Raw genomic sequence first — 23,684 nt, 5'->3', positions numbered from 1 at the left:
AGCAATAAAAATGATAAAATAATCATGAGAGGAACTATGACTAAGTCTGAATTAATTGAAAGACTCTGTGCTGAACAGACACATCTTTCTGCAAAAGAAATTGAAGATGCAGTGAAGGATATTTTGGAGCATATGGCTTCAACACTCGCTGGTGGTGATCGTATTGAGATCCGTGGTTTTGGTAGCTTCTCACTGCACTATCGAGAACCTCGTACAGGGCGTAACCCTAAAACGGGTGATAAGGTTGAATTAGAAGGAAAATATGTTCCTCACTTCAAACCAGGTAAAGAGCTTCGTGAGCGCGTAAACGCTAGCTTATAAGTCCATTACCTTACAGAATGATAAAAAAAGCGGCATAACTATCTAGTGTGCCGCTTTTTTATCGTTTATTTTATCTATAATTAAGCGGATTACACATGGTCTATAAGCTCTTTTTCCTGCATAATTGTAGGGATAAATAATTTTAAGGTGATGGAATATGAAGATTATAAAAATAATTGCAGTTATCGCACTTTTTCTTATTGCGTTAGCATTAGGCGCACAAAATCAAGCTGTTGTTACATTTAACTATTTAGTAGCCCAAGGGGATTTTCATTTATCTACTTTGCTAGGTGGTGTATTTGTCTCTGGCTTTGTTGTGGCTTGGGTTATTTTTGGCAGTCTTCAATTAAAATCTCAGATTCAAGTTCGACGTTTGAAAAAGCAACTTAAAAAGCATCAAGCTGTTGACGTAAAACCAACCCCAGAAGTTGAATCTAAATCATCATCAACGGTCATGACGGAGACAAAAGCATAAATGCATAAGCGCATTAGAGTGATAGAGGCTATGATTTAATGCTGGAACTTCTTTTCTTGCTGTTGCCCATTGCTGCTGCCTACGGATGGTATATGGGCAACCGTAACGCTCAGCAAGATAAACAAGCACAATCGCATCAAATCTCCCGTCAATATGTTACGGGTCTTAACTTATTGCTCTCTGATCAATCTGATAAAGCCGTTGATCACTTTATAGAACTTCTCCAAGTCGATAATGAAACCATTGATACTCATCTTGCGCTCGGTAACTTATTCCGCTCTCGAGGTGAGGTTGATAGGGCGATTCGTATCCACCAAAATCTCATCTCTCGTTCTGGTTTAACACTGGATCAAAAAAACCTAGCCTTACAACAACTCGCTAAAGACTATATGGTTTCTGGCTTTCTTGATCGAGCTGAGCGAATATTTGAACAGCTCGTCGATGAACCCTCTCATAAAGAGAGTGCATTAACTCAGTTAGTTCTTATTTATCAGCAAACAAGAGAGTGGGATAAAGCGATTAAATTTGCCAATGCATTGGTGAAAATTGGCAAAAAGCGAATGAAGAGTAATATTGCCCACTTCTGGTGTGAGTTAGCTCAGCAAGAGCAAGCCGAGGGGCAAAATAATAAAGCGGTACAATATTTCAAAAAAGCACTCTCAGTTGACCCTAAATGTGTTCGGGCTAGTATTTCTCTTGGCAAGTTTTATTTAGGTGAGCAACAATATGCACGCACTGTTGAATATTTAGAGCAAGTTCTTGAACAAGATATTGATTTTGTTAGTGAGGTTCTGCCAATTTTAGCCGATAGTTACCACCACTTAGGTCAAGAAGATCAATTGGTTGAATTTTTAAAGCGCTGTATTGACAAGAAGGCAGGTGTATCTGCAGAGCTCATGTTAGCTCAGATGGTAGCCAGTCATCAGAGTGTTGCTGAAGCACAAGAGCTATTAACTCAACAGTTAGTTAAAAACCCAACCATGAAAGGTTTTTATCGCCTTATGGATTATCATTTAGCAGAAGCAGAGACTGGGCGAGCAAAAGAGAGTTTAACGACGCTGCAATCTATGGTTGGTGAACAATTAAAAGTGAAGCCACATTATCGTTGTCGAAAATGTGGTTTCTCTACGCATTCGATGTATTGGCATTGTCCTTCCTGCAAAGGGTGGGGAACGATTAAGCCTATTCGCGGCTTAGATGGCGAATAATGATTACTTGCAGCTTTTGAGCTGCATTTTTTTAAGCTCAAACTGGATTAGGAGATGAAATGATCGACCAAAAAGTCATCGTTGCACTGGATTACGATAAACAAGAAGACGCATTAGCTTTTGTTGATAGAATAGACCCAAGCTCATGCCGTTTAAAAGTTGGCAAGGAGATGTTTACTCTATTTGGTCCTGATTTTGTTCGTGAGCTACACAAGCGTGGTTTTTCTGTATTTCTTGATCTGAAGTTTCATGATATCCCGAATACGTGTTCAAAAGCAGTACGAGCAGCCGCTGAATTAGGTGTTTGGATGGTGAATGTTCATGCGAGTGGTGGTGAAAAAATGATGGCGGCTTCACGTCAAATTTTAGAACCTTATGGAAAAGATCGCCCACTGCTTATTGGTGTGACAGTGCTTACGAGCATGGAGCAGCAAGATTTGGCTGGTATTGGGTTGGATTTAGCACCGCAGCAGCAAGTGATGCGTTTAGCGAACTTAACAAAAAATGCTGGGCTAGATGGGGTTGTCTGTTCAGCTCAAGAAGCGTCACTACTAAAAGGGGATTTAGGGCAGTCGTTTAAGTTAGTGACCCCAGGTATTCGCCCTGTTGGCGCTGATGTTGGCGATCAGAAGCGTATCATGACGCCGGTCGATGCGATTCAAAATGGCTCAGACTACTTAGTCATTGGTCGTCCTATTACACAAGCAATTGATCCTGCAGCGGTATTGGCAGAAATTAATAAAACACTGAATTAATTTCTTATGCTATATCTGCTATTTATTACGATAGGTATTAAATAGCAGTGGTATTTTTAGCAGTGAAAGCCCTAAAGTATGATGCTTTAGGGTTTTTTTCGTAAAGAAGGCTCGTGAATGCATTTAATACGATTAGATAGCTGATAATAAACAATAGATATGAAAGTTGGCAACAGAAACAATGGTACGCTACCGGACCGGATTAAAGTGGTGCACCACTGTGAAATTTAAAGTCTTGATCTGGACTTGTAATTAAATCAGCTTCAATGTGACCGAAAAACTTAATTCTACTAGTGATATCTTCATCGCCAGCGATCTGCTGAGCAAGAGCTAAATAATCTTGGTAATGCCTCGCTTCCGATCTTAGTAGTGATAAATAAAATTTTTGTAACTCTTCATCTAAATAAGGGGCTAATTTTGCAAAGCGTTCGCATGATCTCGCCTCAATATAAGCACCAATAATAAGCTTATCAATGAGCGTATAGGGTTCGTGAGTTGTAATGTGACTCAGCATCCCTTTTGCATAACGACTGGCAGGGATAGCTTCATAAGCGATGCCACGTTTATTCATTATTTCAAGAACTTGATAAAAATGGTGAAGCTCTTCTTTAATCAACATGACCATCTTATCGATTAAGTTTTGGCTATAGATTGAGTCTGATTTGGCGATGATAGATTTTGATATATTGCTTTTACCTTTAAGCGTATCAAGTGAGCCCTCTTGGCGATAAGCGAAGGCTTCATAAGGTTGAAACCACTCTAGCAATATCTCATTACTGTTCTTATCAGCAGCATATTTACGGATTAAATACATGGCAGATTGACCCGCTTTTAATTCGCACAATAAATGATCACGTAAGATAGTCGCTAAATTATTAGGCTGACAGGCTTTTTCAATCCAAGAGTCTGGCGTTTCACATTGTAGAAAAGCATGTATTGGCGCTAATAGTTTTACTACCATTTCTTCTTCTCTCCAAATAAGGCTTCCATATCATCATCACGATTTTTTTCTTCAATAGATTGTAGTTCTTGGGCACTTTTTGCCTGTCGTTTACTTTCTAGCTCTGTCAATGTGAGTTGTAGTTTTTCGCGCGCTTGTTTGGAGTAGTTATCATTTTTACTATTTAAGACATCTAAACCTTTCTTGAGCAATTGAATCGCTGTACCCACTTGACCACGTGCAATGGAATCTTTGGCTCTTTTGATGACATTTTCAATATTAATTCGTACTTGGATCGTTTCTAGTCGTTGGCTTTCTACGACATAAGATTGAGTGTCAAATCGACCTTTGTTGTGCTCATTGCGTATGGTGTCTCGTAAGCGCTTGACCAATTTAAGCATTAAAATGGCTTGTCTATCATTGCTTGGTACTTTGAAGTTATTAGAATCACTATTTGTAAAATTTTCTTTGATTTGAGAGATTTGCAGTTCAATTTGTCCTATGCGTTGTGCAAGCTGTTTATTTTTAGGATCAAGGTCATGCATGTTCTTTAATGCATCTAAAATTCGTGTATGCAAGCAAATTAAAAGCTCTTGACTGAAGGGAATATGGTGAGCATTACCAATTAATTCTTCGGTTGCATCTATGGTAAGAATATAGCGTTGAGATTCTTGCTTACGAGAGGTTTCCGCTTTTATTTGATATTGCAGCATAATGTTATAGCCAATTATCAATATAAGAAGAAGAGCAACGAGAGTAAGGATTAAGCCAAAATTCATAATAAATATATCTACAGTTAGTTTTTAATAACGACTTGTAAAATGATACACGATTTTAAGTATCTCTATCGCGACAATTATTTACTTTTTGACATATTTTAGTAACTAATAGTGGTGAAATTGCATCAATAATGAGTGTTAGCTTCCAAAAAGATGAATTAATGGAAGAAAATAGTTACTATCATATTAAAAAATAAGTGCATTTTACTGTCAATTTGATACAGATGACGATATAACTATTTATTATATAGGTATGACTTAGTATCAACGTAATACTTTGATATTAGCGCTCATCGGTACCAGTAAAGGATGACGAGGTAAGAATGAAATTACAGCAACTGAAGTACATTGTTGAGGTGTTGAATCATAATTTAAATGTATCGGCGACTGCGGAGAGTTTATACACATCTCAACCAGGTATAAGTAAGCAAGTACGTTTATTAGAAGATGAACTTGGTATTCAAATTTTCGAGAGAAGTGGCAAGCACTTGACTCAAGTGACGACTGCTGGTGAGGAAATTATTCGCATTTCTCAGGAAATATTAGCGCGTGTCGAAAGCATTAAGTCGGTGGCTGGTGAGCATACTCATCCAGAAATGGGGACATTGAATATCTCCACGACCCATACTCAAGCTCGTTATGCTCTACCTGATGTGATCAAAGGCTTTACTGCTCGTTATCCTAAAGTATCACTTCATATGCATCAAGGTACGCCAAGTCAAATGTCAGAAGCCGTTGCGAAAGGCACGGCTAACTTTGCCATTGCAACAGAAGCCTTACACTTGTATCAAGATGCGATTATGCTGCCTTGCTATCATTGGAATCGTTCGATTGTTGTCACCAAAGATCATCCTCTAGCACATAAAACGACGATCACTATTCAAGACTTAGCCGCTTACTCATTGGTTACCTATGTTTTTGGTTTTACTGGTCGCTCAGAGCTCGATACCGCCTTTAATCGTGAAGGTTTAACGCCGAGAGTTGTTTTCACCGCAACCGATGCCGATGTGATTAAAACCTATGTACGAATGGGTATTGGCGTTGGCGTCATAGCGAGTATGGCGATTGATAAAGCAACCGATTCAGATCTTGTTTCTATCGATGCTAGCCACCTATTTGGTTCAAGTACCACAAGCATTGGCTTTAGAAGAGGCACTTTCTTACGCTCTTATATGTATGATTTTGTTGAACGCTTTGCGCCTCATTTAACAAAGCCTGTTGTTGAGCAAGCTATTTCTCTAAAGTCGAATGCTGAAATTGAAGAAATGTTCAAGGATATCGTTTTACCTGTCCGTTAGGCATTGATATAAACTTCACTTGCAATTGATGCTTTCCTCCCTAAAATGCGCCATTTAAGGGAGGGATTATGCGCAATACTTTTACCCAGTTAGACTCACTTTTATTAGCACACCAAGCACTTTGGCGTTTTGAGCCCTTTCACGCTTGTTTTAATCGCGCATACCCTTGGCATTCACAATTTCCTCAATTAACCGCTTGGCTTGAGAGTCTATGCGATGACAAAGTCGAACACCTTAAATTACACCCTGAAGCGTTAACACAAGAGTGGCTTACGCTCTTTCCTGGTTTTTCTATCATTAATGATATTGTTTTACTACCCTCGTCTCGTTCACATTCGTTAGTTTTGCCCAGAGGACTTGATACTGGGATCCCTGGACGTAAGTTGGCGCAAATTGTTTCGATGAGCGAAGTAGCTTTATACGATCATGTGGGTACGGAGTGGCTTGAATGGTGTGCAGGGAAGGGGTTTTTAGGACGTATTTTAGCTCAACAATCACACCAGAAGGTCACGAGTTTTGAGTGGCAGCAGGCACTGTGTGATAGTGGTCAAGAGATTGCGGATAAACAATCAATACCGATGCACTTTATTCAAGGCGATGCTTTTACTCCTGAAGCGAAAGCGGTGTTTAATCCTAATCAACATGCCGTTGCTTTACATGCTTGTGGCGATTTGCATGTACGTTTACTTGAGTTAAGTGTTTATTATCAATTACCAGCGATAACCATTTCACCTTGTTGTTACCATCTAATCAATAGTGAGCACTATCGACCGCTATCTGAGCAGGCTCAGCTGTCGACGTTGTTGTTCACACGTAGCGAATTGAGTATTCCATTGCACGAAACCGTCACTGGTGGTGAGCGAGTGAAGCGCCATCGCCGTTTAGAGATGATTTATCGTTTAGGTTTACAACTATTGTTGACCGAGCAGTATGGGGCTCAGAGTTATATTCCAATCCCAAGTATCAAAAAGTCACTGTTAGCTAATGGCTTTCAAGCTTTTTGCCATTGGGCGAGTGAAAAAAAACAACTCGGTCTTGTTGATTGTGATTGGGACTATTATGCCAATGAGGGTGAAAAACGTTTTAAGCAAATGGAAAGGTTAAGCTTAGTCCAGCAAGTGTATCGTCGTGCGATAGAGATATGGCTAGCGATGGATAAAGCTCTGTATTTACAAGAAAATGGCTATCAGGTTGAGATGAGTACTTTTTGCCAGCGAGAAGTGACACCAAGAAATATATTGATTCATGCGAAAAAATAGCCAGGTTGCTGCCGGCTATCATTTCGCAATAAAAATAAAATGTTACAGAATGTTATTCTTAAAAAGTACCTAAAAGTGTCATTGGGTCGAAATAATCTAAACCAAAAGCTTCAGCAACCTCTTTGCAGGTCACTTTGCCATTAATGACATTAAGTCCCTTTAAGAAGCCTGCATCTTCACTCAAGGCTTGTTGGTAGCCCTTATCAGCGAGTTTGATGATGTAAGGTAGTGTCGCGTTATTCAAGGCGAAGGTTGAAGTTCTTGCTACAGCTCCGGGCATATTAGCGACACAGTAATGGACCACATCATCAACAATGTAGGTTGGCTTAGCATGAGTTGTAGCATAAGAGGTTTCAAAGCAGCCACCTTGATCGATAGCGACATCAACAACGGCGCTGCCTGGCTTCATTTGACGTATGTGCTCTTTTGTTACCAGTTTTGGTGCTGCAGCCCCAGGGATCAGTACGGCGCCAACAACGAGATCGGCAGCAAGGATATGCTTTTCAATGGTATCTTCCGTAGAATAAACCACTTTTGCGCGACCTTGAAATTCTTCGTCTAATTTACGTAGAGCATCTAAATTTCGATCTAAAATAGTCACATCAGCACGTAAGCCAATAGCCATTCTAGCGGCATTGGCGCCCACAACACCGCCACCAATAATAACGACTTTCGCTGGCTCAACTCCCGGAACGCCACCAATTAAAAGCCCACTACCACCGTGAGATTTTTCTAAAGTTTGCGCACCAGCTTGGATAGACATGCGGCCAGCAACTTCAGACATTGGCGCAAGTAGTGGTAAGCGACCCATATTATCTGTTACAGTCTCATAAGCAACGCAGACAGCTTTACTCTTGATAAGTTCTTCAGTTTGTGGAAGATCTGGTGCAAGATGTAAATATGTAAATAATATTTGGCCTTCACGAAGCATGGCTCGCTCAATAGCTTGCGGTTCTTTAACTTTGACAATCAGTTCTGCTTTTGAAAAAACATCAGCAGCAGTAGGAAGAATGGATGCGCCGACAGCGATGTAATCATCGTCTGAAAAGCCAATACCAGAACCAGCAGTGGTTTCTATGAAAACGTGATGACCACGTGATGTGAGCTCTCTTACACTCGCGGGGGTCATGCCAACGCGATATTCATGGTTTTTGATTTCTTTGGGAACACCAATGATCATACTGACTCCTTGCTTTATTTTGGTTTTTTCATCTGCTATAAAGGAATTGTTGTCGAGTTATTAGCCAGTATAGTTGTATTTTCGTGGTATTTAATGCTAAATATTAAGAAGTTGTGGTATATATTTTTGCAAGGAAGTAATAAGGTGGAATAAAAAATGGCAGACAGTTATAAAAAGCCGTCCAAGGACTTAGATCGTATTGACCGCAATATCTTAAATGAGTTGCAAAAAGATGGACGTATCTCGAATGTAGAACTTTCTAAACGCGTTGGTTTGTCGCCAACACCCTGTTTAGAGCGTGTACGTCGATTAGAGCGTCAAGGTTACATCATGGGCTACACAGCATTGCTGAATCCACAATATTTGGATGCATCACTGCTGGTATTTGTTGAAATTACACTTAACCGCGGTGCTCCAGATGTTTTTGAGCAATTTAACACTGCGGTACAAAAGCTGGATGATATTCAAGAGTGTCATCTTGTTTCTGGTGATTTTGATTATCTTCTAAAAACCCGTGTATCAGATATGGGTGCATATCGTCGATTACTTGGTGATACGTTACTACGTTTACCGGGTGTTAATGACACGCGAACCTATGTTGTAATGGAAGAAGTGAAACAAACTAACCAGTTAGTGATCCGAACTCGCTAATGTAATAATTAAGGTTTAGCGACAAAGTCAGATATTTGGTAGTGAGGTGGGAGTTGGCATTGCTCAATGAACGCATCATTAGTCAGAAACGGTATGATCATAATATGGTTTCTGTTTATCAAATATTGGGTTTTTTGCTTTGATATGGTTAAATCAATATAGCCTTAACAAACCGAGCGGCTCTTAATGCCGCTCGAGTTGTTTTTATTTTTCAAAAAACAGTCAAGTGGTTTATGTTCAAACAACGCAAGAATAAAGTTGAAACAATTATTAAGACCAGTGAAGAGCCTCAGTCTTTACGCTTAAATGGCATTCAACGCCTCAAAGAGTCCAGTTTCATTATTGGTGTACTTTCTTCCATTTTTCTTGCCGTCGCATTATGGACCTTTCACCCCGCCGATCCTTCTTGGTCACAAACCGCTTGGGGTGGGGATATTCAAAATGCTACTGGTCTAGTCGGAGCATGGATAGCGGATATCCTATTCAACATATTTGGCTTACTCGCCTACCTTTTACCTGTTTTACTTACGTTAGGCGTGTGGGTATTCTTTCGTCATCGCAGTCCAGAGGATAATGTCGACTTTTTATTGCTAGGAACCAAACTCCTTGGCATAACGGTCCTTATTCTAACCAGCTGTGGCTTAGCCGATATGAATTTTGATGATATTTGGACGTTTTCATCGGGTGGTGTGATTGGTGATGTTCTTACTAGCCGCTCTCTACCAACGTTTAATGCATTAGGCACCACGATTATCCTATTATTCTTATGGGGGGCTGGCTTTACGCTATTTAGTGGTGTTTCTTGGTTAAGAATTGTGGAAATCATCGGTGATTTTGCAATTAACTCATCCTCTTGGTTGCTAAATAAAGTACGTGGCGAGCAAAGTGAGGTTTTAGAGCCAGTATTAGATAATGTATTAAGCGATCAACCCGAGTTAGCGCATGATCCACTACAAAAGGTAGAGCCAAGCTTTATTGAGGCTATTGATGACCCTCTATTTGCCACTCCGGTAGAAAAAGAGCCTGAGCCACAAGCAAAGGTTGAGCCTAAACAGGAAGAGCAGCCTGCACGTAAATTTACTATTCATATGCCAGAAAGTGCTAAGCCTACTCCTAGTAGGGCTGCGCCGACAATAGCAAGCGTAGCACCTGAACTTGCCGAGCCTGAATTTATAGAGCCACAGCCTGTTACTCCACAAGAATCCGTTGCTCCACATGAGCCTATTGCTCCACAAGAACCTATTGCTCCACAAGAACCAATTGCAACACCAGAACCATCAATGGCTTCACCATTAGCTTCTGTTGCTGAAGAGCCACTTTGGAGTCAGCAAGGTATTGCGACCAGCCAAGATCAGCCGGAAGACAGCGAAGTACCTAGCCGTACTAATCAGTTAGGAGCAACGATTGAAGAGCTCGATTTTGCTGCGATGAGTGATGATGACTATGCGCAAGAGACACCTTCTTATGAATTTGCCAGTGAGCCAGAAGAGACCGAAGAGCACCCTCATGATAATGTTGCCTTCGAAGAGTACTTAACCAGCCAGAATGTAGCATCGCAGCCCGTTTCTCCTATTGCTGAGCCTGTGAGCACACCTGTATTTACGGACGTTGAAATTGATGAAGATATTACTCAGCCACATATCTCTTCTCAACATCTAGAGACGGTGACGCAACAAGTGCCAGAACATAAAGCGGATCATATCGAACCAAGTATTTCAGATTTAGAGTCTATCACACCAGATAGTCCTGATTTAGCGACCTCTGAAGCACCTGTTTTCTCGACGCCTGAATTAGAAAACGAACCATTAGAAGGCATTGTTGAAGAGCCTGAAGATCAGGATGTTGCCGCATTCCAAGGTTTGATCTCAGAAGCTCAAGCGAATATGGCAGCAACATTGAATCCATTCTTAGTTCAGCAAGATGTTAATTTGCCTAAACCGACGGAGCCATTGCCAACGCTGGATCTATTGTACTACCCAGAAAAACGTGAAAACTTTATCGATAGGGATGCTTTAGAAGATATTGCACGTTTAGTTGAGCTTAAACTGGCTGATTATAAAATTAAGGCTCGTGTTGTTGATATTTTCCCAGGGCCTGTGATCACTCGTTTTGAATTAGATCTGGCGGCAGGGGTAAAAGTAAGTCGTATTTCAGGCTTATCGATGGATTTAGCGCGTTCATTATCAGCGATGGCAGTACGTGTTGTTGAAACGATTCCTGGTAAGCCTTATATCGGTCTTGAGTTGCCTAATATGAGCCGCCAAACCGTTTATTTATCCGATGTCATCGATAGTCCACAGTTTGCAGAAGCGACCTCTCCAACAACGGTGGTATTAGGGCAGGATATTGCAGGTGAAGCGGTTATTGCAGATTTATCGAAAATGCCTCATGTGCTGGTAGCTGGTACCACAGGTTCAGGTAAGTCGGTGGGTGTGAACGTTATGATCTTAAGTATCTTGTATAAAGCAGGACCTGAAGATGTTCGTTTTATTATGATTGACCCGAAAATGTTGGAACTTTCTATTTATGAAGGTATTCCACATTTATTGTCGGAAGTTGTCACCGATATGAAGGATGCTGCTAATGCACTACGTTGGTGTGTTGGCGAGATGGAACGTCGTTATAAGCTGATGTCAGCACTTGGTGTGCGAAATATTAAAGGCTATAACGAGAAGCTTAAAGAAGCGGCGGCGGCTGGTTATCCTATTCACGATCCTCTCTGGAAAGAGGGCGATAGTATGGATACACATGCTCCATTGCTAGAAAAGCTACCTTATATTGTCGTTATCGTTGATGAATTTGCTGACTTAATCATGGTCGTGGGTAAAAAGGTTGAAGAACTGATTGCTCGTCTTGCACAAAAAGCACGAGCGGCTGGCATTCATTTGATCTTAGCAACTCAGCGCCCATCGGTTGATGTTATTACTGGTTTGATTAAAGCCAATATCCCGACCCGTGTTGCCTTTACAGTATCGACGAAAACAGATTCACGTACCATTTTAGACCAAGGCGGTGCAGAGTCGTTATTAGGCATGGGTGATATGTTGTATTTACCACCAGGATCTAATCATACGGTGCGAGTTCATGGTGCCTTTGCCTCCGATGATGATGTGCATGCTGTAGTGAACAACTGGAAAGCGCGTGGTAAACCGAATTATATTGAAGAGATTATCAGTGGTGACCAGGGTGCAGAGTCACTATTACCAGGTGAAAAATCTGAAAGTGAAGAAGAGCTAGATCCACTATTTGATCAAGTGGTTGAACATGTTACTGAAACTCGCCGTGGTTCGGTCTCTGGTGTGCAACGACGCTTTAAAATTGGCTATAACCGAGCAGCACGTATTGTCGAGCAGTTAGAAGCTCATGGCATAGTGAGTGCGCCAGGACATAACAGCAACCGTGAAGTGTTAGCGCCGCCACCCATCAAAGATTAGGAACTGTTTCGCCTTTATTAAGTCCAAATAAAGGCGAGCAATTATTTATTTAGGAAAAATTTGCATGAAAAAGTTATTTGCCTTGTTAGTTATTAGCGGCTCAGTATTTGCGACACCGCAAGAAGAGCTCAGTAATCGACTTGCATTAAGTGAAGGGTTTAGCGCTGAGTTTGAACAAATAGTAACGAGCCCAGATGGGGACATTATTATGGAAGGTGAAGGGACGGTTGAAATTGCTCGCCCAAGCCTATTTCGTTGGTCAACAGAATTCCCTGATGAAAACTTACTGGTATCCGATGGTGAAAACCTTTGGTATTACAGCCCATTCATTGAGCAAGTCAGTATCTATAATCAAGACCAAGCTACTTCCCAAACGCCATTTATACTGCTCACTCGTAATCGTGCAAGTGACTGGGATAACTACCTTGTTGCGCAGAATAATAATACCTTTACCTTAACTCCAACGGCAATTGACTCTAATCAAGGCCAATTTGAAATTAAGATTGATCAACAAGGTTTAGTGCAAGGATTTAATGTGCTTGAGCAAGATGGTCAGAAAGGTCAGTTTGTTTTTTCTAACATTAAGCAAGGTAAACCAAGTAAAGATCGTTTTGTATTTCATATCCCTAATGGTGTTGAAGTTGACGATCAACGCTAAACCTATGCCAGCGAGCCTTAATTATTCATGAGTAATTTCAGTTTAGATTTTATGGGGGAGGAAGATTTTCGTCCTCTTGCTGCCCGCATGCGTCCTGAAACGGTAGAGCAATATATTGGTCAGCAGCATATCTTAGGGCAAGGTAAGCCATTGCGCCGAGCGTTGGAAGCCGGTCACATACATTCAATGATTTTGTGGGGTCCACCTGGGACAGGAAAAACCACATTAGCTGAAGTTGCAGCCAACTATGCCAGTGCTGAAGTTGAGCGTGTTTCTGCGGTAACCTCGGGTGTTAAAGATATCCGGATAGCGATAGAAAAAGCTCGTGAAAATAAAATGGCAGGGCGACGAACGATTTTATTTGTTGATGAAGTACATCGATTTAATAAAAGCCAACAAGATGCATTTTTACCACATATTGAAGATGGTACGATTACATTCATTGGCGCAACGACGGAAAATCCATCCTTTGAATTAAATAATGCACTTTTATCCCGCGCGCGAGTTTATAAGCTAACATCGCTGACTACGCAGGATATTCAGTATGTGTTGACTCAAGCTATCGAGGATAAAACTCGAGGGCTAGGGGAAGTCGAGGCGGAATTTCATGATAATGTGTTAGAGCGCTTAGCAGAACTGGTGGGTGGTGATGCGCGCATGTCGCTGAACTACCTTGAGCTGCTTTATGATATGGCCCAAGAAAACGCGCAAGGCATTAAGCAGGTGACCTTATCCTTATTAGCGGAAGTTGCTGGCGAAAAGGTTGCTCGTTTTGATAATAAAGGTGATATTTGGTATGACCTGATATCGGCGGTGCATAAATCCATTCGCGGTTCAAACCCTGATGCCGCTTTGTATTGGTCAGCACGTATGATCACGGCGGGCTGTGATCCGCTTTATATTGCGCGCCGCCTATTAGCCATTGCATCAGAAGATATTGGTAATGCCGACCCTAGAGCTATGCAAGTGGCAATGTCTGCATGGGATTGCTTTACGCGTATTGGTCCTGCCGAAGGTGAAAGAGCCATTGCTCAGGCGGTGGTTTATTTAGCCTGTGCACCCAAAAGTAACGCTGTATATAGCGCTTGGAAAAATGCACTTGCTGATGCACAAAATCAGCCTGAGTATGAAGTGCCGCACCATTTACGCAATGCGCCAACTAGCTTAATGAAAGACATGGGCTATGGAGAAGAGTACCGTTATGCTCACGATGAGCCAGGTGCTTTTGCTGCAGGGGAAAATTACTTCCCGACCGAAATTGCCGATACACGTTACTATTTCCCGACGAATCGTGGTTTAGAGACTAAAATTGGTGAGAAGTTAGCGTATCTAGCCAATTTAGACGCAAAAAGCCCACGAAAGCGCTATGAAAAGTAGTCCTTTTTGGATATCGTTAACCGGTTAAAAAATTCTTTAACGGTAGCAGTAGCTGCCGTATTCTCAAAATAACTATAAGCATAGGATTAGCAATGCTGGATTCTAAATTACTTCGAGCTGAGCTGGATGAAACAGCGGCAAAATTAGCACGTCGAGGTTTTACCCTTGATGTAGAGACTATTCGTGAACTTGAAGAAAAACGCAAGTCCCTTCAGATCAAAACTGAAGATCTACAAGCGTTACGTAACTCTCGCTCGAAGTCCATCGGCCAAGCGAAAGCAAAGGGCGAACATGAAGAAGCTGCGCGTATTCTTGCAGAAGTTGGTACGTTAGGTGCTGACCTAGATGAAGCAAAAAAAGCGTTGATTGATCTACAAGTTCAAATCGACCAAGTAACTTTATCGGTACCAAATTTACCAGATGATTCAGTGCCAGATGGTCAAAGCGAAGACGATAACGTTGAAATTTTGCGTTGGGGCAACCCAAAAGCGTACGACTTTGAAGTGAAAGATCACGTTGATCTTGGTGAAATGTCTGGTGGATTAGATTTCGCAAGTGCAGTGAAAATTTCAGGTTCTCGTTTTATCGTAATGAAAGGTCAATTTGCACGTTTACACCGTGCTATTGCTCAGTTCATGCTTGATCTTCATACTGACGAGCACGGTTATACAGAGATGTATGTACCTTACCTTGTTAACAAAGACAGCTTGATTGGTACTGGTCAACTACCAAAGTTCGGTGAAGACCTTTTCCACACTAGCCCATTAACTGAGCAAGTAAGTGATGTACCACTAAAAACATTGTCATTGATCCCAACAGCGGAAGTACCAGTGACAAATATGATGCGTGATACCATCACTGATGAAGCAGATCTTCCAGTTAAAATGACGGCACATACTCCATGTTTCCGTTCTGAAGCCGGTTCTTATGGTCGTGATACTCGCGGTCTTATCCGTATGCACCAATTTGATAAAGTTGAGCTAGTTCAAATCACTAAGCCAGAAGATTCAATGGCTGCACTAGAAGAACTAACGGGTCACGCTGAAAAAGTACTACAACTTTTAGAGCTGCCTTACCGTAAAGTTATTCTATGTACTGGTGACATGGGCTTCGGCGCTGCGAAAACTTACGACTTAGAAGTATGGGTTCCAGCACAAGAAACGTACCGTGAAATTTCTTCATGTTCAAACATGTGGGATTTCCAAGCTCGTCGTATGCAATCTCGCTTCCGTCGTAAAGGTGAGAAGAAACCAGAACTTGTACACACACTAAACGGTTCAGGTTTAGCAGTTGGTCGTACAATGGTTGCTATTCTTGAGAATAATCAAGAAGCTGACGGCCGTATTGCTGTTCCAGCGGTATTACAGAAATACATGGCAGGCGCAACTCACATCGGTTAATCGATCGTGTGTGTATGATGCAAATGTAACAGCCTGACCTAAGTGTCAGGCTTTTTTTTATTTGAACAGTTTTTACTTGGCAAGAAAACAAGATGGTTTTTTTAAGGCGGTGGCAACGGCTTGAACTAATGCCTCAATGTGCTCAGTTTGGCTAATAAAAGGCGGCATCATATAAATTAATTTACCAAACGGGCGGATCCAAACGCCATGTTCGACAAATAGAGATTGTATAGCCTCCATATTGACAGCTTGATGGGTTTCTATAACCCCAATAGCACCTAACCAACGCACCTCTTTTACGCGATCATTACTTTGTAGTGGTGGCAGTAACCTCGCGAAAAGCGCCTCAATTTGCTGAGTTTGTTGTTTCCAATCACCTTTTTCAATGAGGTCTAGACTGGCACTTGCAACGGCGCATGCTAAAGGGTTAGCCATAAAAGTAGGACCGTGCATAAAACATCCAGCCTCACCACCACAAACGGTATCAGCCACTTCTTTGCTAGCTAAGGTTGCAGATAGCGTCATATATCCCCCCGTGAGTGCTTTCCCAACGCAAAGTATGTCGGGCTTAATATTGGCATGCTCACAAGCAAATAACTTACCAGTACGTCCAAAACCGGTTGCAATTTCATCAGCGATAAGTAGCAGGTTATACTCCTCACAAAGCGCTTTAACTTGCTGTAAATACTTAGGGTGATAGATCCTCATCCCGCCAGCGCCTTGTACTATAGGTTCAAGAATAACAGCAGCGATATCCTGATGGTGGGTCATTACTTTTTGTTTAAAGTCATTGATATCGCTTGGATCCCAACTTTGTCGAAAACCTGTTTTAGGTGAAGTAGCAAAAATATGTTCAGGTAAAAAGCCTTTATACAGACTATGCATTGAGTTATCTGGATCGGTCACCGACATCGCAGCAAAAGTATCACCATGATAACCATCACGCAGGGTTAAAAATTTACAGCGTGATTGCCCTTTGGCGTGCCAATATTGCAGTGCCATTTTTAGGCTAACTTCAACAGCAACTGAGCCAGAATCGGCAAGAAAAACATGCTCTAAGTTATCCGGTACCATTTTCAGCAACTTCTTACCGACATCAATAGCTGGTTGATGCGTTAAGCCACCAAACATCACATGTGACATTTTATCAATTTGATCATGCGCTGCTTGATTCAAATATGGGTGATTATAGCCATGTATTGTTGACCACCATGACGACATCCCATCAATAAGACGCTTCCCATCTTCTAATTGAATATGAACACCATCAGCATTGGTGACGGGATAGCAAGTTAGCGGTGATAGTGTCGAGGTATAAGGGTGCCAAATATGCTGGCGGTCAAAAGTTAAATCCATTGCTTTTTGATACTCTCTTGGTTTTTATTTACGCTAGTGTAAACCTAAAATTACTTTTACTGTTGACAGTCTACCGTTTGTTAGTAGAGTATCCAAGCATCAAGTTGAGATAAACCAAAACCATCAGTAATGAATAAGGAATGGATACGTGGAAGTTCGTCACAATTGGACAGTACCGGAAGTTCGCCATTTGCTTGAGAAGCCGTTTATGGACTTACTCTTTGAAGCTCAGGTTATTCATCGCCAATTTCATCCTGCAAATGAAGTGCAAGTCAGTACATTACTTTCTATAAAAACAGGTGCTTGCCCAGAAGACTGTAAATATTGCCCGCAAAGTGCACATTACCGAACAGAGGTTGATCGTGAGCGGTTAATGGAAGTTGAGCGTGTGTTAGATGCGGCGCAAAAGGCAAAAAATGCTGGCTCTACCCGTTTTTGTATGGGGGCAGCTTGGAAAAACCCGAAACAGCGCGATATGCCACACCTCACCGATATGATCAAAGGAGTGAAAGCGTTAGGGCTAGAGACTTGTATGACATTAGGGATGCTGACCCCTGAACAAGCCGGTGAATTAGCTGGAGCCGGTCTTGATTATTACAACCATAACCTAGACACCTCACCAGAATTTTATGGCAACATCATCACTACACGAACCTATCAAGATCGATTAGATACGTTAAGTCATGTGCGTGATTCAGGTATGAAAATTTGCTCGGGTGGGATCATTGGCATGGGGGAAAGTCACAATGACCGAGCTGGGCTATTAGTTGAACTTGCCAACTTACCTACACACCCTGAAAGTGTGCCGATTAATATGCTGGTTAAGGTTCAAGGCACGCCAATGGCAGATGTCGATGATGTTGAGCCATTTGATTTTATTCGCTTGATCGCGCTGGCTCGAATCATGATGCCGATGTCTGCGGTGCGTTTATCCGCTGGACGTGAAGATATGAACGAGCAAATGCAAACCTTGTGTTTTATGGCTGGAGCTAATTCTATTTTTTATGGCTGTAAACTATTAACCACCGCTAACCCTGCAGAAGATACCGATATGCGTTTATTCACAAAACTGGGTATTAATCGCCAACATGTAAATCAAAAACCAGATGATATACAAGCGGATCAGTTATTGGCTGAAGTTGAACAGCGAGTGATGTCGCGCCCTGGTGAACATGACCTTTTTTATGATGCGAGTGTCGCAAATTAATGGCGAGTTCAACGTTTATTGCCAGAATCGAGCAGGCAGTAAAAGAGCGCGAACGCTTAGGGTTAACAAGAGCATTACAGCCGCTATCTAATGCTAATCAATTACTGTTGAATGATGGTCACCGCTGTTATAGCAACTTTGCTAGCAATGACTATTTAGGTTTAGCCAGTGATGCCGACTTAATTCAAGCTTGGCAACATGGCTTAACGTTGTATGGAGCAGGGAGTGCCGCTTCACCATTAGTGACAGGTTTTAGCCCAGCGCATCAAAATCTGGAAGTACAACTGTGTGAATGGCTAGGCTTTGAAAGCGCTATCTTATTCAGTTCTGGTTTTAGTGCTAATCAAGCGTTAATTTTTGCGCTACTAGAGCAACAAGATACGCTGCTGCAAGATAAGTTAAATCACGCCTCATTAATGGAAGCCGGTATGTTGTCTGCTGCGACAATGCGTCGATTTCACCATAACGATACCGTCGATCTAGCAAACAAATTGAGTAAAAGTGATTCCGCTTTGGTGGTGACGGAGGGCGTATTTAGCATGGATGGAGACTGTGCTCCACTTAGTGATATTCAATCAATTTGTCAGCAACAACAAGCTTGGTTAATGGTCGATGATGCACATGGTATCGGCGTCCTTGGCGAATATGGCAAGGGAAGTTGCCATGCCGCGCAGATCAAACCGGATATTTTAGTGGTGACTTTTGGCAAAGCACTGGGCTTATCGGGTGCCGCTATTTTGTGTAATGACTTAACAGGGGAGTATTTGACGCAATTTGCTCGCCATCACGTCTACTCAACAGCATTACCTCCAGCACAAGCTCATGCCATTAGCCATGCGATTACTATGGTGCAAGGTGAGCAGTGGCGTAGAGATAAGTTGCATGAGTTACAAACCTACTACCATGAAGCATTACATGATCTACCGGGCTATGTCGCAACGACAACGCCGATTAAGCCTTTTTTACTGGCAAGTAGCCTGATCGCGACAACTGTTGCTGAAGATCTAAAGAAGCAAGGTTGCTGGGTGACGGCAATTCGCCCGCCAACGGTAAAGCAAGCTCGACTGCGTATAACGTTATCAACCAATCATACCCCGCAAGAGATTAAACAATTAGCGCTGTCATTACGGCAGGTGATAGAAAGGAGTCAGTGATGAGTGCGTGTCAGGTTCTCGGTAAGAATATTGAGCAGTGTCAGAAACAGGCGATAGCTCAAGCATTTGGTAAAGCGGCTCAATGTTATGATCAGCATGCAGCATTTCAACGGGATGTGGGTTTAAAGCTCTTAGCTAAGTTACCTGCCGATTTGCAAGGTAAACAGATCTTAGATTTAGGCTGTGGGACCGGGTATATATCAGCGCTTTTAAGTGAACGCGGTGCGATTGTGACTTGCGTGGATCTCTCTGCACAAATGCTAGCACAAGCGCAATTACGTTGTGGAGATAAAGTCTGCCAATATCGAGTCGGAGATGCAGAAGCTCTGCCTTTTGCTAATGACAGCTTTGATTATGTTTTTTCTAGTTTAGCGCTGCAATGGTGTCATCATCTCGAGGTACCACTGCTTGAAATGAAGCGAGTGACTCGTACAAAAGGGCAACTATTTTTCTCAACTTTATTAGAAGGATCTCTACTAGAGTTGAAAGAATCGTGGAAAAAAGTCGATAATTCGTACCATGTTAATGATTTTGTTACTCTGAACCGAGTAAAAGTTGCGTTAGCGCAAACTAATTGTAAAAGTCATCGATTAGACTTGCCAGTCATTAAAGTATGGTATGACACTGCTTTTGAATTGATGCGAGACCTCAAAGGAATCGGTGCGAACCATGTCAATGGGCGTTCACAAGGGTTAACAAGTCGTAATAAGTTACGACGTGTTGAAAGTGAGTATCAAAGGTTTCAAAATTATCAGGGTCTCTTGCCAGCAACATATCAAGTTTGTTTAGGGGTTATTCAATTATGATTGATGCATTTTTCATTGCAGGTACGGATACCGAAGTTGGGAAAACCGTCGTTTCTAAAGCGATTTTACATGCACTCGCAGCACAAGATTTATCAACGATTGGTTATAAGCCTGTGGCATCAGACAGTAAACTAACGGATGCTGGAATGCGTAACTCCGATGCATTGCACTTGCAAGAAGCCGCGACGGTTGATACTGAGTATAACGATATTAACCCGTATGCTTTATCTTTAGCAGCATCGCCACATATTGCAGCCAAGCACGATAATGTCATCATCGATTATTCAGTCTTAAGTGATAAATTAGCTCAGCACAAACAGAATTCAGACATTGTGTTAGTGGAAGGGGCTGGTGGTTGGCGTGTTCCTATATCAGATACAGATAGCCTCTCGACATGGGTACAGCAAGAAAAACTACCGGTTATTTTAGCTGTCGGCATTAAATTAGGCTGCTTAAGCCACGCACTACTGACGGTTGAAGCGATTAAAGCGGATGGTTTAAACATTGTTGGTTGGGTTGCAAACCGTGTAAATCCAGGTACTGAACACTATGCTGACATTATCACTATGCTAGAAGAGCGAATTGATGCACCTAAGTTGGGCGAAATTCCTTATATCCCGCATGTAATGAAGCGAGATAATGGTAAATACATTAATATCCAGCCCGTTTTGGATCTTGAATTGTAAACATTAGTAAATTAAGCATAAAAGAAAAAGGGTCTCATATACTTTTAACTAGAAAGAGTATTTTATGTGACCCTTTTTTATTCTTGTCGATTTATTTATCATCGATTAATTCTATCAAGGCTTGATGAGGTTCTGAAATTGAACGGTTAACAGCGGTATTATCCAATCCAAGCTGCTGTTTTGCTTCATCTTCTGTTAAGTGTAAATGGACTCGAAGTAAGTCGATTGCCATCTGACAGTTGTTAGCATCAGTCATATTTATCCCTTATATACTGAATGATTTGGTTAATATCGAATCAATGAGAAATCTACCTTGCTTGAACCACACAAGCAATAAGACCAAAGTCTAATTAATCTCTCACTCAATAGATCGGACCACAGCATTTCATTCACTAAATGTTTCAATTTATCGCTTAACCTTGCATTCTAAATCTTAGACACTATATAACTATTAATACTGCCTATCTTTTTTATTTAGATAGAAATGGCAGTAGCTATAATAAAAATTACCCAGTCGGAGAAAAGTAATGAAAAGAGTCATGTTATTTTTAATCACTAACTTAGCCGTTGTTATGGTGCTAAGTGTGGTTCTGAATATTGTTTATGCCGTTACAGGAATGCAACCTGGTAGCTTGTCTGGTCTATTAGTGATGGCAGCAGTATTTGGTTTTGGTGGTTCTATCATTTCGTTACTAATGTCAAAAAAAATGGCATTACGTTCAGTCGGTGGCTCAGTAATTGAAAGTCCTCGCAACGAAACAGAACATTGGTTATTAGAAACAGTAAGCCGCCAAGCTCAACAAGTCGGTATCGGTATGCCAACGGTTGCGATTTACGACTCTCCAGATATGAACGCTTTTGCGACCGGTGCAAAGCGTAATGACTCTTTAGTTGCGGTATCAACAGGGTTACTGCATACCATGACTCGTGATGAAGCAGAGGCGGTTCTTGCTCACGAAGTCAGCCACATTGCTAACGGCGATATGGTCACAATGACTTTGATGCAAGGTGTTGTGAACACGTTCGTTATCTTCCTATCTCGTTTCATTGCTAATATTGTCGCTTCAAATGATGATGAAGAGGGCGGTGGTAGCAGCATGATGGTTTACTTTGGTGTTTCCATGGCGCTTGAGTTAGTTTTCGGTTTCCTAGCGAGCTTCATTACGATGTGGTACAGCCGTCATCGTGAGTTTTATGCTGATGCTGGTGCAGCGCAACTGGTCGGCAAACATAAAATGATTGCTGCTTTAGAACGCCTTAAAGTCAGTCATGAGCCACAACTAGAAGGTTCAATGATGGCTTTTGGTATCAATGGTAAGCGTTCAATCTCTGAATTATTAATGAGCCACCCGCCACTTGATAAGCGAATTGAATCACTACGTAATATGTAATTGCGATAATTGAATAAATAAAAGGCTTGGTTTTTCCAAGCCTTTTTTGATCCTGCCTCAAAAAATTGCGTATCTAAGCATAATCTATTTTTAATCGACCACTCGCTCATAATCAAGGTAAATTACGGCATAAACCGCAGTGATGTACTAACTTGAAGATTGGGCAGTCAAGTATGGAAGATACGCGATGAATATAAGCTCAGTTGCCAATTTTTATCAAACACTTAGTAAGGATACTGTTCATCGGCTTGATGAGATATATCACACCGATATTATCTTTGAAGACGCAGCGCATAAAATCAGTGGTATTGACAATCTTAACCGTTATTTTGATGCCTTGTATAAAAATGTCATTCGCTGTGACTTTGATATTCAAGATCAGCAAGAGGTGGGTAATTCGGGCTTTATTACTTGGATTATGTATTTAGAACACCCCAAGTTATCAGCAGGGGCAACGATAGAAGTGCATGGGACAAGCCATATTAGATTTTTCGAAAATAAAGTTATTTATCACCGCGATTATTTCGATTTAGGTGCAATGCTTTATGAACACCTTCCGCTTCTCGGCTCAATAGTTAAACGGATTAAGGCGAGGTTAGGCGATGAGTAACCAAGCAAGGTGCGTATTAATTACAGGGGCTTCATCAGGAATAGGTCGACAATTAGCGTTAGATTATGCTCAGCAAGGGTGGCGAGTTTATGCCTGTGGTCGCAATCAAGACAAATTATTTGAGCTAACCACAGAGGCTGACATTATGACCTTGTGCTTTGATGTTACGAGCGAGCATGAGACGCAGCAAGCTTTAGCCAACCTACAACCTTTGCCTAGCCTTTGGATCTTAAATGCTGGTGACTGTGAGTATATCGATGATGGTCAAATCGATGCTGCAGTTATAAAGCGAGTAATGACCGTCAATGTATTCGGTGTGGCTAACTGTATTGCAGCGGTTCAAAAAGACTTCCAACCCGGGCATAAAATCGCGATTGTTGGTTCAATTGCGAGCGAAGTAGCACTACCAAGAGCAGAAGCTTATGGCGCGTCAAAAGCGGCAGTGAGTTATTTTGCGCGAAGCCTGCGTTTAGCATTAAGGCAGCAGCAAGTGAGCGTGGTGAGTATTTACCCTGGCTTTGTTGCAACGCCTTTAACGGATAAAAATACCTTTCCTATGCCAATGATGGTCACTGTCGAAGAAGCTTCCAACAGCATTCGCTCCGGGCTTTCTACCAATAAACAGCAGATCTATTTTCCAGCGGGATTTACTTGGGCGCTTAGGTTAATAGGCTTACTTCCATATTATTGGCAAGCGAAGTTAGTTGCTCGATTAATAAAAAATTAGAAGGATTTAATG

23 protein-coding genes are annotated in these 23,684 nt (G+C 41.6%); 18 read left to right on the top strand and 5 right to left on the bottom strand.

The window, feature by feature from the left end; translation table 11 throughout:
• Nucleotides 1-24: 24 nt before the first annotated feature.
• The 4 genes from ihfB to pyrF all read left to right on the top strand — a co-directional run bounded on the left by ihfB (nucleotide 25) and on the right by pyrF (nucleotide 2,759).
• Nucleotides 25-321, top strand: a complete 297-nt coding sequence (gene ihfB / locus BCU68_RS01755; protein WP_157935155.1) for an integration host factor subunit beta — start codon at nucleotides 25-27, stop codon at nucleotides 319-321.
• A 157-nt stretch (nucleotides 322-478) separates the two neighbouring features.
• The gene (locus BCU68_RS01750; protein ID WP_102563058.1) at nucleotides 479-796 is read left to right on the top strand and encodes a lipopolysaccharide assembly protein LapA domain-containing protein; all 318 of its coding nucleotides are present in this window, start codon (nucleotides 479-481) and stop codon (nucleotides 794-796) included.
• 38 nt (nucleotides 797-834) lie between these two features.
• On the top strand, nucleotides 835-2,004 hold the full coding sequence (gene lapB, locus BCU68_RS01745; protein ID WP_102563057.1) for a lipopolysaccharide assembly protein LapB: 1,170 nt from the start codon (nucleotides 835-837) through the stop codon (nucleotides 2,002-2,004).
• A gap of 59 nt (nucleotides 2,005-2,063) precedes the next feature.
• A complete protein-coding gene (gene pyrF / locus BCU68_RS01740) occupies nucleotides 2,064-2,759 on the top strand; it encodes an orotidine-5'-phosphate decarboxylase (protein ID WP_102563056.1) in 696 nt (231 codons plus the stop codon).
• A 202-nt stretch (nucleotides 2,760-2,961) separates the two neighbouring features.
• Here the strand turns inward: pyrF and BCU68_RS01735 are convergent, their stop codons facing one another.
• Both BCU68_RS01735 and BCU68_RS01730 read right to left on the bottom strand, forming a co-directional pair.
• Nucleotides 2,962-3,720 (bottom strand): tRNA isopentenyl-2-thiomethyl-A-37 hydroxylase MiaE, encoded by a 759-nt coding sequence (locus BCU68_RS01735; RefSeq protein ID WP_102563055.1) that lies wholly within the window; start codon nucleotides 3,718-3,720, stop codon nucleotides 2,962-2,964.
• Nucleotides 3,714-4,478 carry a DNA repair protein gene (locus tag BCU68_RS01730; protein WP_102563054.1) on the bottom strand — a complete coding sequence of 255 codons (765 nt, stop codon included), beginning with the start codon at nucleotides 4,476-4,478 and terminating at the stop codon, nucleotides 3,714-3,716. Before BCU68_RS01730 ends, BCU68_RS01735 begins: the two co-directional genes overlap by 7 nt.
• Before the next feature lie 323 nt (nucleotides 4,479-4,801).
• Here BCU68_RS01730 and cysB point away from each other — a divergent pair, with 323 nt between their 5' ends.
• Both cysB and BCU68_RS01720 read left to right on the top strand, forming a co-directional pair.
• Complete coding sequence (gene cysB, locus BCU68_RS01725; protein ID WP_102563053.1) at nucleotides 4,802-5,776, top strand: HTH-type transcriptional regulator CysB; 975 nt, start codon at nucleotides 4,802-4,804, stop codon at nucleotides 5,774-5,776.
• 68 nt (nucleotides 5,777-5,844) lie between these two features.
• The gene (locus tag BCU68_RS01720; RefSeq protein ID WP_102563052.1) at nucleotides 5,845-7,035 is read left to right on the top strand and encodes a methyltransferase; all 1,191 of its coding nucleotides are present in this window, start codon (nucleotides 5,845-5,847) and stop codon (nucleotides 7,033-7,035) included.
• A gap of 58 nt (nucleotides 7,036-7,093) precedes the next feature.
• On the opposite strand, the gene ald is transcribed toward BCU68_RS01720, so the two are convergent.
• Nucleotides 7,094-8,215, bottom strand: a complete 1,122-nt coding sequence (ald, locus tag BCU68_RS01715) for an alanine dehydrogenase (protein WP_102563051.1) — start codon at nucleotides 8,213-8,215, stop codon at nucleotides 7,094-7,096.
• A 156-nt stretch (nucleotides 8,216-8,371) separates the two neighbouring features.
• Between ald and lrp the strand changes: the two genes are divergently transcribed.
• The 5 genes from lrp (at nucleotide 8,372) to serS (ending at nucleotide 15,735) form a co-directional block, all read left to right on the top strand.
• A complete protein-coding gene (lrp, locus tag BCU68_RS01710; RefSeq protein ID WP_102563050.1) occupies nucleotides 8,372-8,866 on the top strand; it encodes a leucine-responsive transcriptional regulator Lrp in 495 nt (164 codons plus the stop codon).
• Nucleotides 8,867-9,099: 233 nt separating this feature from the next.
• Complete coding sequence (locus tag BCU68_RS01705; protein WP_102563049.1) at nucleotides 9,100-12,300, top strand: DNA translocase FtsK 4TM domain-containing protein; 3,201 nt, start codon at nucleotides 9,100-9,102, stop codon at nucleotides 12,298-12,300.
• A gap of 64 nt (nucleotides 12,301-12,364) precedes the next feature.
• Nucleotides 12,365-12,958 carry an outer membrane lipoprotein chaperone LolA gene (lolA, locus tag BCU68_RS01700; protein WP_102563048.1) on the top strand — a complete coding sequence of 198 codons (594 nt, stop codon included), beginning with the start codon at nucleotides 12,365-12,367 and terminating at the stop codon, nucleotides 12,956-12,958.
• A 27-nt stretch (nucleotides 12,959-12,985) separates the two neighbouring features.
• Entirely contained in the window at nucleotides 12,986-14,335 is a 1,350-nt protein-coding gene (locus BCU68_RS01695) for a replication-associated recombination protein A (RefSeq protein WP_102563047.1), read from the top strand.
• 92 nt (nucleotides 14,336-14,427) lie between these two features.
• Nucleotides 14,428-15,735 carry a serine--tRNA ligase gene (gene serS / locus BCU68_RS01690; RefSeq protein WP_102563046.1) on the top strand — a complete coding sequence of 436 codons (1,308 nt, stop codon included), beginning with the start codon at nucleotides 14,428-14,430 and terminating at the stop codon, nucleotides 15,733-15,735.
• A gap of 72 nt (nucleotides 15,736-15,807) precedes the next feature.
• Here serS and bioA read toward each other — a convergent pair whose 3' ends face one another.
• Nucleotides 15,808-17,091: an adenosylmethionine--8-amino-7-oxononanoate transaminase gene (gene bioA / locus BCU68_RS01685; RefSeq protein ID WP_102563045.1), complete on the bottom strand. Its 1,284-nt coding sequence runs from the start codon at nucleotides 17,089-17,091 to the stop codon at nucleotides 15,808-15,810.
• A 148-nt stretch (nucleotides 17,092-17,239) separates the two neighbouring features.
• Between bioA and bioB the strand changes: the two genes are divergently transcribed.
• Genes bioB through bioD form a run of 4 tightly spaced genes read left to right on the top strand, consistent with a single transcriptional unit; the run spans nucleotide 17,240 to nucleotide 20,944 of the window.
• Entirely contained in the window at nucleotides 17,240-18,298 is a 1,059-nt protein-coding gene (gene bioB / locus BCU68_RS01680; protein WP_102563044.1) for a biotin synthase BioB, read from the top strand.
• Nucleotides 18,298-19,452, top strand: coding sequence for an 8-amino-7-oxononanoate synthase (bioF, locus tag BCU68_RS01675; RefSeq protein ID WP_102563043.1), 1,155 nt, complete (start codon nucleotides 18,298-18,300; stop codon nucleotides 19,450-19,452). Before bioB ends, bioF begins: the two co-directional genes overlap by 1 nt.
• Nucleotides 19,452-20,258, top strand: coding sequence for a malonyl-ACP O-methyltransferase BioC (gene bioC / locus BCU68_RS01670; RefSeq protein WP_102563042.1), 807 nt, complete (start codon nucleotides 19,452-19,454; stop codon nucleotides 20,256-20,258). The genes bioF and bioC overlap by 1 nt, the downstream gene beginning before the upstream one ends.
• Nucleotides 20,255-20,944: a dethiobiotin synthase gene (gene bioD, locus BCU68_RS01665; RefSeq protein ID WP_102563041.1), complete on the top strand. Its 690-nt coding sequence runs from the start codon at nucleotides 20,255-20,257 to the stop codon at nucleotides 20,942-20,944. Before bioC ends, bioD begins: the two co-directional genes overlap by 4 nt.
• Before the next feature lie 91 nt (nucleotides 20,945-21,035).
• Here bioD and BCU68_RS17010 read toward each other — a convergent pair whose 3' ends face one another.
• Nucleotides 21,036-21,200 (bottom strand): hypothetical protein, encoded by a 165-nt coding sequence (locus tag BCU68_RS17010; protein WP_198591668.1) that lies wholly within the window; start codon nucleotides 21,198-21,200, stop codon nucleotides 21,036-21,038.
• Between the two features lie 271 nt (nucleotides 21,201-21,471).
• On the opposite strand from BCU68_RS17010, the gene htpX reads away from it, so the two are divergent.
• The 3 genes from htpX (at nucleotide 21,472) to BCU68_RS01650 (ending at nucleotide 23,672) form a co-directional block, all read left to right on the top strand.
• Nucleotides 21,472-22,335, top strand: coding sequence for a protease HtpX (gene htpX / locus BCU68_RS01660; protein ID WP_102563040.1), 864 nt, complete (start codon nucleotides 21,472-21,474; stop codon nucleotides 22,333-22,335).
• Nucleotides 22,336-22,522: 187 nt separating this feature from the next.
• Nucleotides 22,523-22,945, top strand: coding sequence for a nuclear transport factor 2 family protein (locus BCU68_RS01655; RefSeq protein WP_102563039.1), 423 nt, complete (start codon nucleotides 22,523-22,525; stop codon nucleotides 22,943-22,945).
• Complete coding sequence (locus BCU68_RS01650; RefSeq protein ID WP_102563038.1) at nucleotides 22,938-23,672, top strand: SDR family NAD(P)-dependent oxidoreductase; 735 nt, start codon at nucleotides 22,938-22,940, stop codon at nucleotides 23,670-23,672. The genes BCU68_RS01655 and BCU68_RS01650 overlap by 8 nt, the downstream gene beginning before the upstream one ends.
• Nucleotides 23,673-23,684: the final 12 nt, after the last annotated feature.

The sequence above is a fragment of the Vibrio sp. 10N.286.49.B3 genome (genome assembly GCF_002873395.1).
GTDB lineage: Bacteria > Pseudomonadota > Gammaproteobacteria > Enterobacterales > Vibrionaceae > Vibrio.
The sequence above is the reverse complement of the archived record's forward strand: the minus strand, read 5'-3'. Positions and strand labels throughout refer to the sequence as shown.

Coding starts and splice junctions, on each gene's coding strand:
- bioC (WP_102563042.1), top strand. CDS start 19,452: ATGAGTGCGTGTCAGGTTCTCGGTAAGAATATTGAGCAGTGTCAGAAA.
- htpX (WP_102563040.1), top strand. CDS start 21,472: ATGAAAAGAGTCATGTTATTTTTAATCACTAACTTAGCCGTTGTTATG.
- bioA (WP_102563045.1), bottom strand. CDS start 17,091: ATGGATTTAACTTTTGACCGCCAGCATATTTGGCACCCTTATACCTCG.
- BCU68_RS01750 (WP_102563058.1), top strand. CDS start 479: ATGAAGATTATAAAAATAATTGCAGTTATCGCACTTTTTCTTATTGCG.
- bioD (WP_102563041.1), top strand. CDS start 20,255: ATGATTGATGCATTTTTCATTGCAGGTACGGATACCGAAGTTGGGAAA.
- ihfB (WP_157935155.1), top strand. CDS start 25: ATGAGAGGAACTATGACTAAGTCTGAATTAATTGAAAGACTCTGTGCT.
- BCU68_RS01705 (WP_102563049.1), top strand. CDS start 9,100: ATGTTCAAACAACGCAAGAATAAAGTTGAAACAATTATTAAGACCAGT.
- BCU68_RS17010 (WP_198591668.1), bottom strand. CDS start 21,200: ATGACTGATGCTAACAACTGTCAGATGGCAATCGACTTACTTCGAGTC.
- ald (WP_102563051.1), bottom strand. CDS start 8,215: ATGATCATTGGTGTTCCCAAAGAAATCAAAAACCATGAATATCGCGTT.
- pyrF (WP_102563056.1), top strand. CDS start 2,064: ATGATCGACCAAAAAGTCATCGTTGCACTGGATTACGATAAACAAGAA.
- bioF (WP_102563043.1), top strand. CDS start 18,298: ATGGCGAGTTCAACGTTTATTGCCAGAATCGAGCAGGCAGTAAAAGAG.
- lrp (WP_102563050.1), top strand. CDS start 8,372: ATGGCAGACAGTTATAAAAAGCCGTCCAAGGACTTAGATCGTATTGAC.
- BCU68_RS01650 (WP_102563038.1), top strand. CDS start 22,938: ATGAGTAACCAAGCAAGGTGCGTATTAATTACAGGGGCTTCATCAGGA.
- cysB (WP_102563053.1), top strand. CDS start 4,802: ATGAAATTACAGCAACTGAAGTACATTGTTGAGGTGTTGAATCATAAT.
- BCU68_RS01720 (WP_102563052.1), top strand. CDS start 5,845: ATGCGCAATACTTTTACCCAGTTAGACTCACTTTTATTAGCACACCAA.
- BCU68_RS01735 (WP_102563055.1), bottom strand. CDS start 3,720: ATGGTAGTAAAACTATTAGCGCCAATACATGCTTTTCTACAATGTGAA.
- BCU68_RS01655 (WP_102563039.1), top strand. CDS start 22,523: ATGAATATAAGCTCAGTTGCCAATTTTTATCAAACACTTAGTAAGGAT.
- BCU68_RS01730 (WP_102563054.1), bottom strand. CDS start 4,478: ATGAATTTTGGCTTAATCCTTACTCTCGTTGCTCTTCTTCTTATATTG.
- BCU68_RS01695 (WP_102563047.1), top strand. CDS start 12,986: ATGAGTAATTTCAGTTTAGATTTTATGGGGGAGGAAGATTTTCGTCCT.
- serS (WP_102563046.1), top strand. CDS start 14,428: ATGCTGGATTCTAAATTACTTCGAGCTGAGCTGGATGAAACAGCGGCA.
- lolA (WP_102563048.1), top strand. CDS start 12,365: ATGAAAAAGTTATTTGCCTTGTTAGTTATTAGCGGCTCAGTATTTGCG.
- lapB (WP_102563057.1), top strand. CDS start 835: ATGCTGGAACTTCTTTTCTTGCTGTTGCCCATTGCTGCTGCCTACGGA.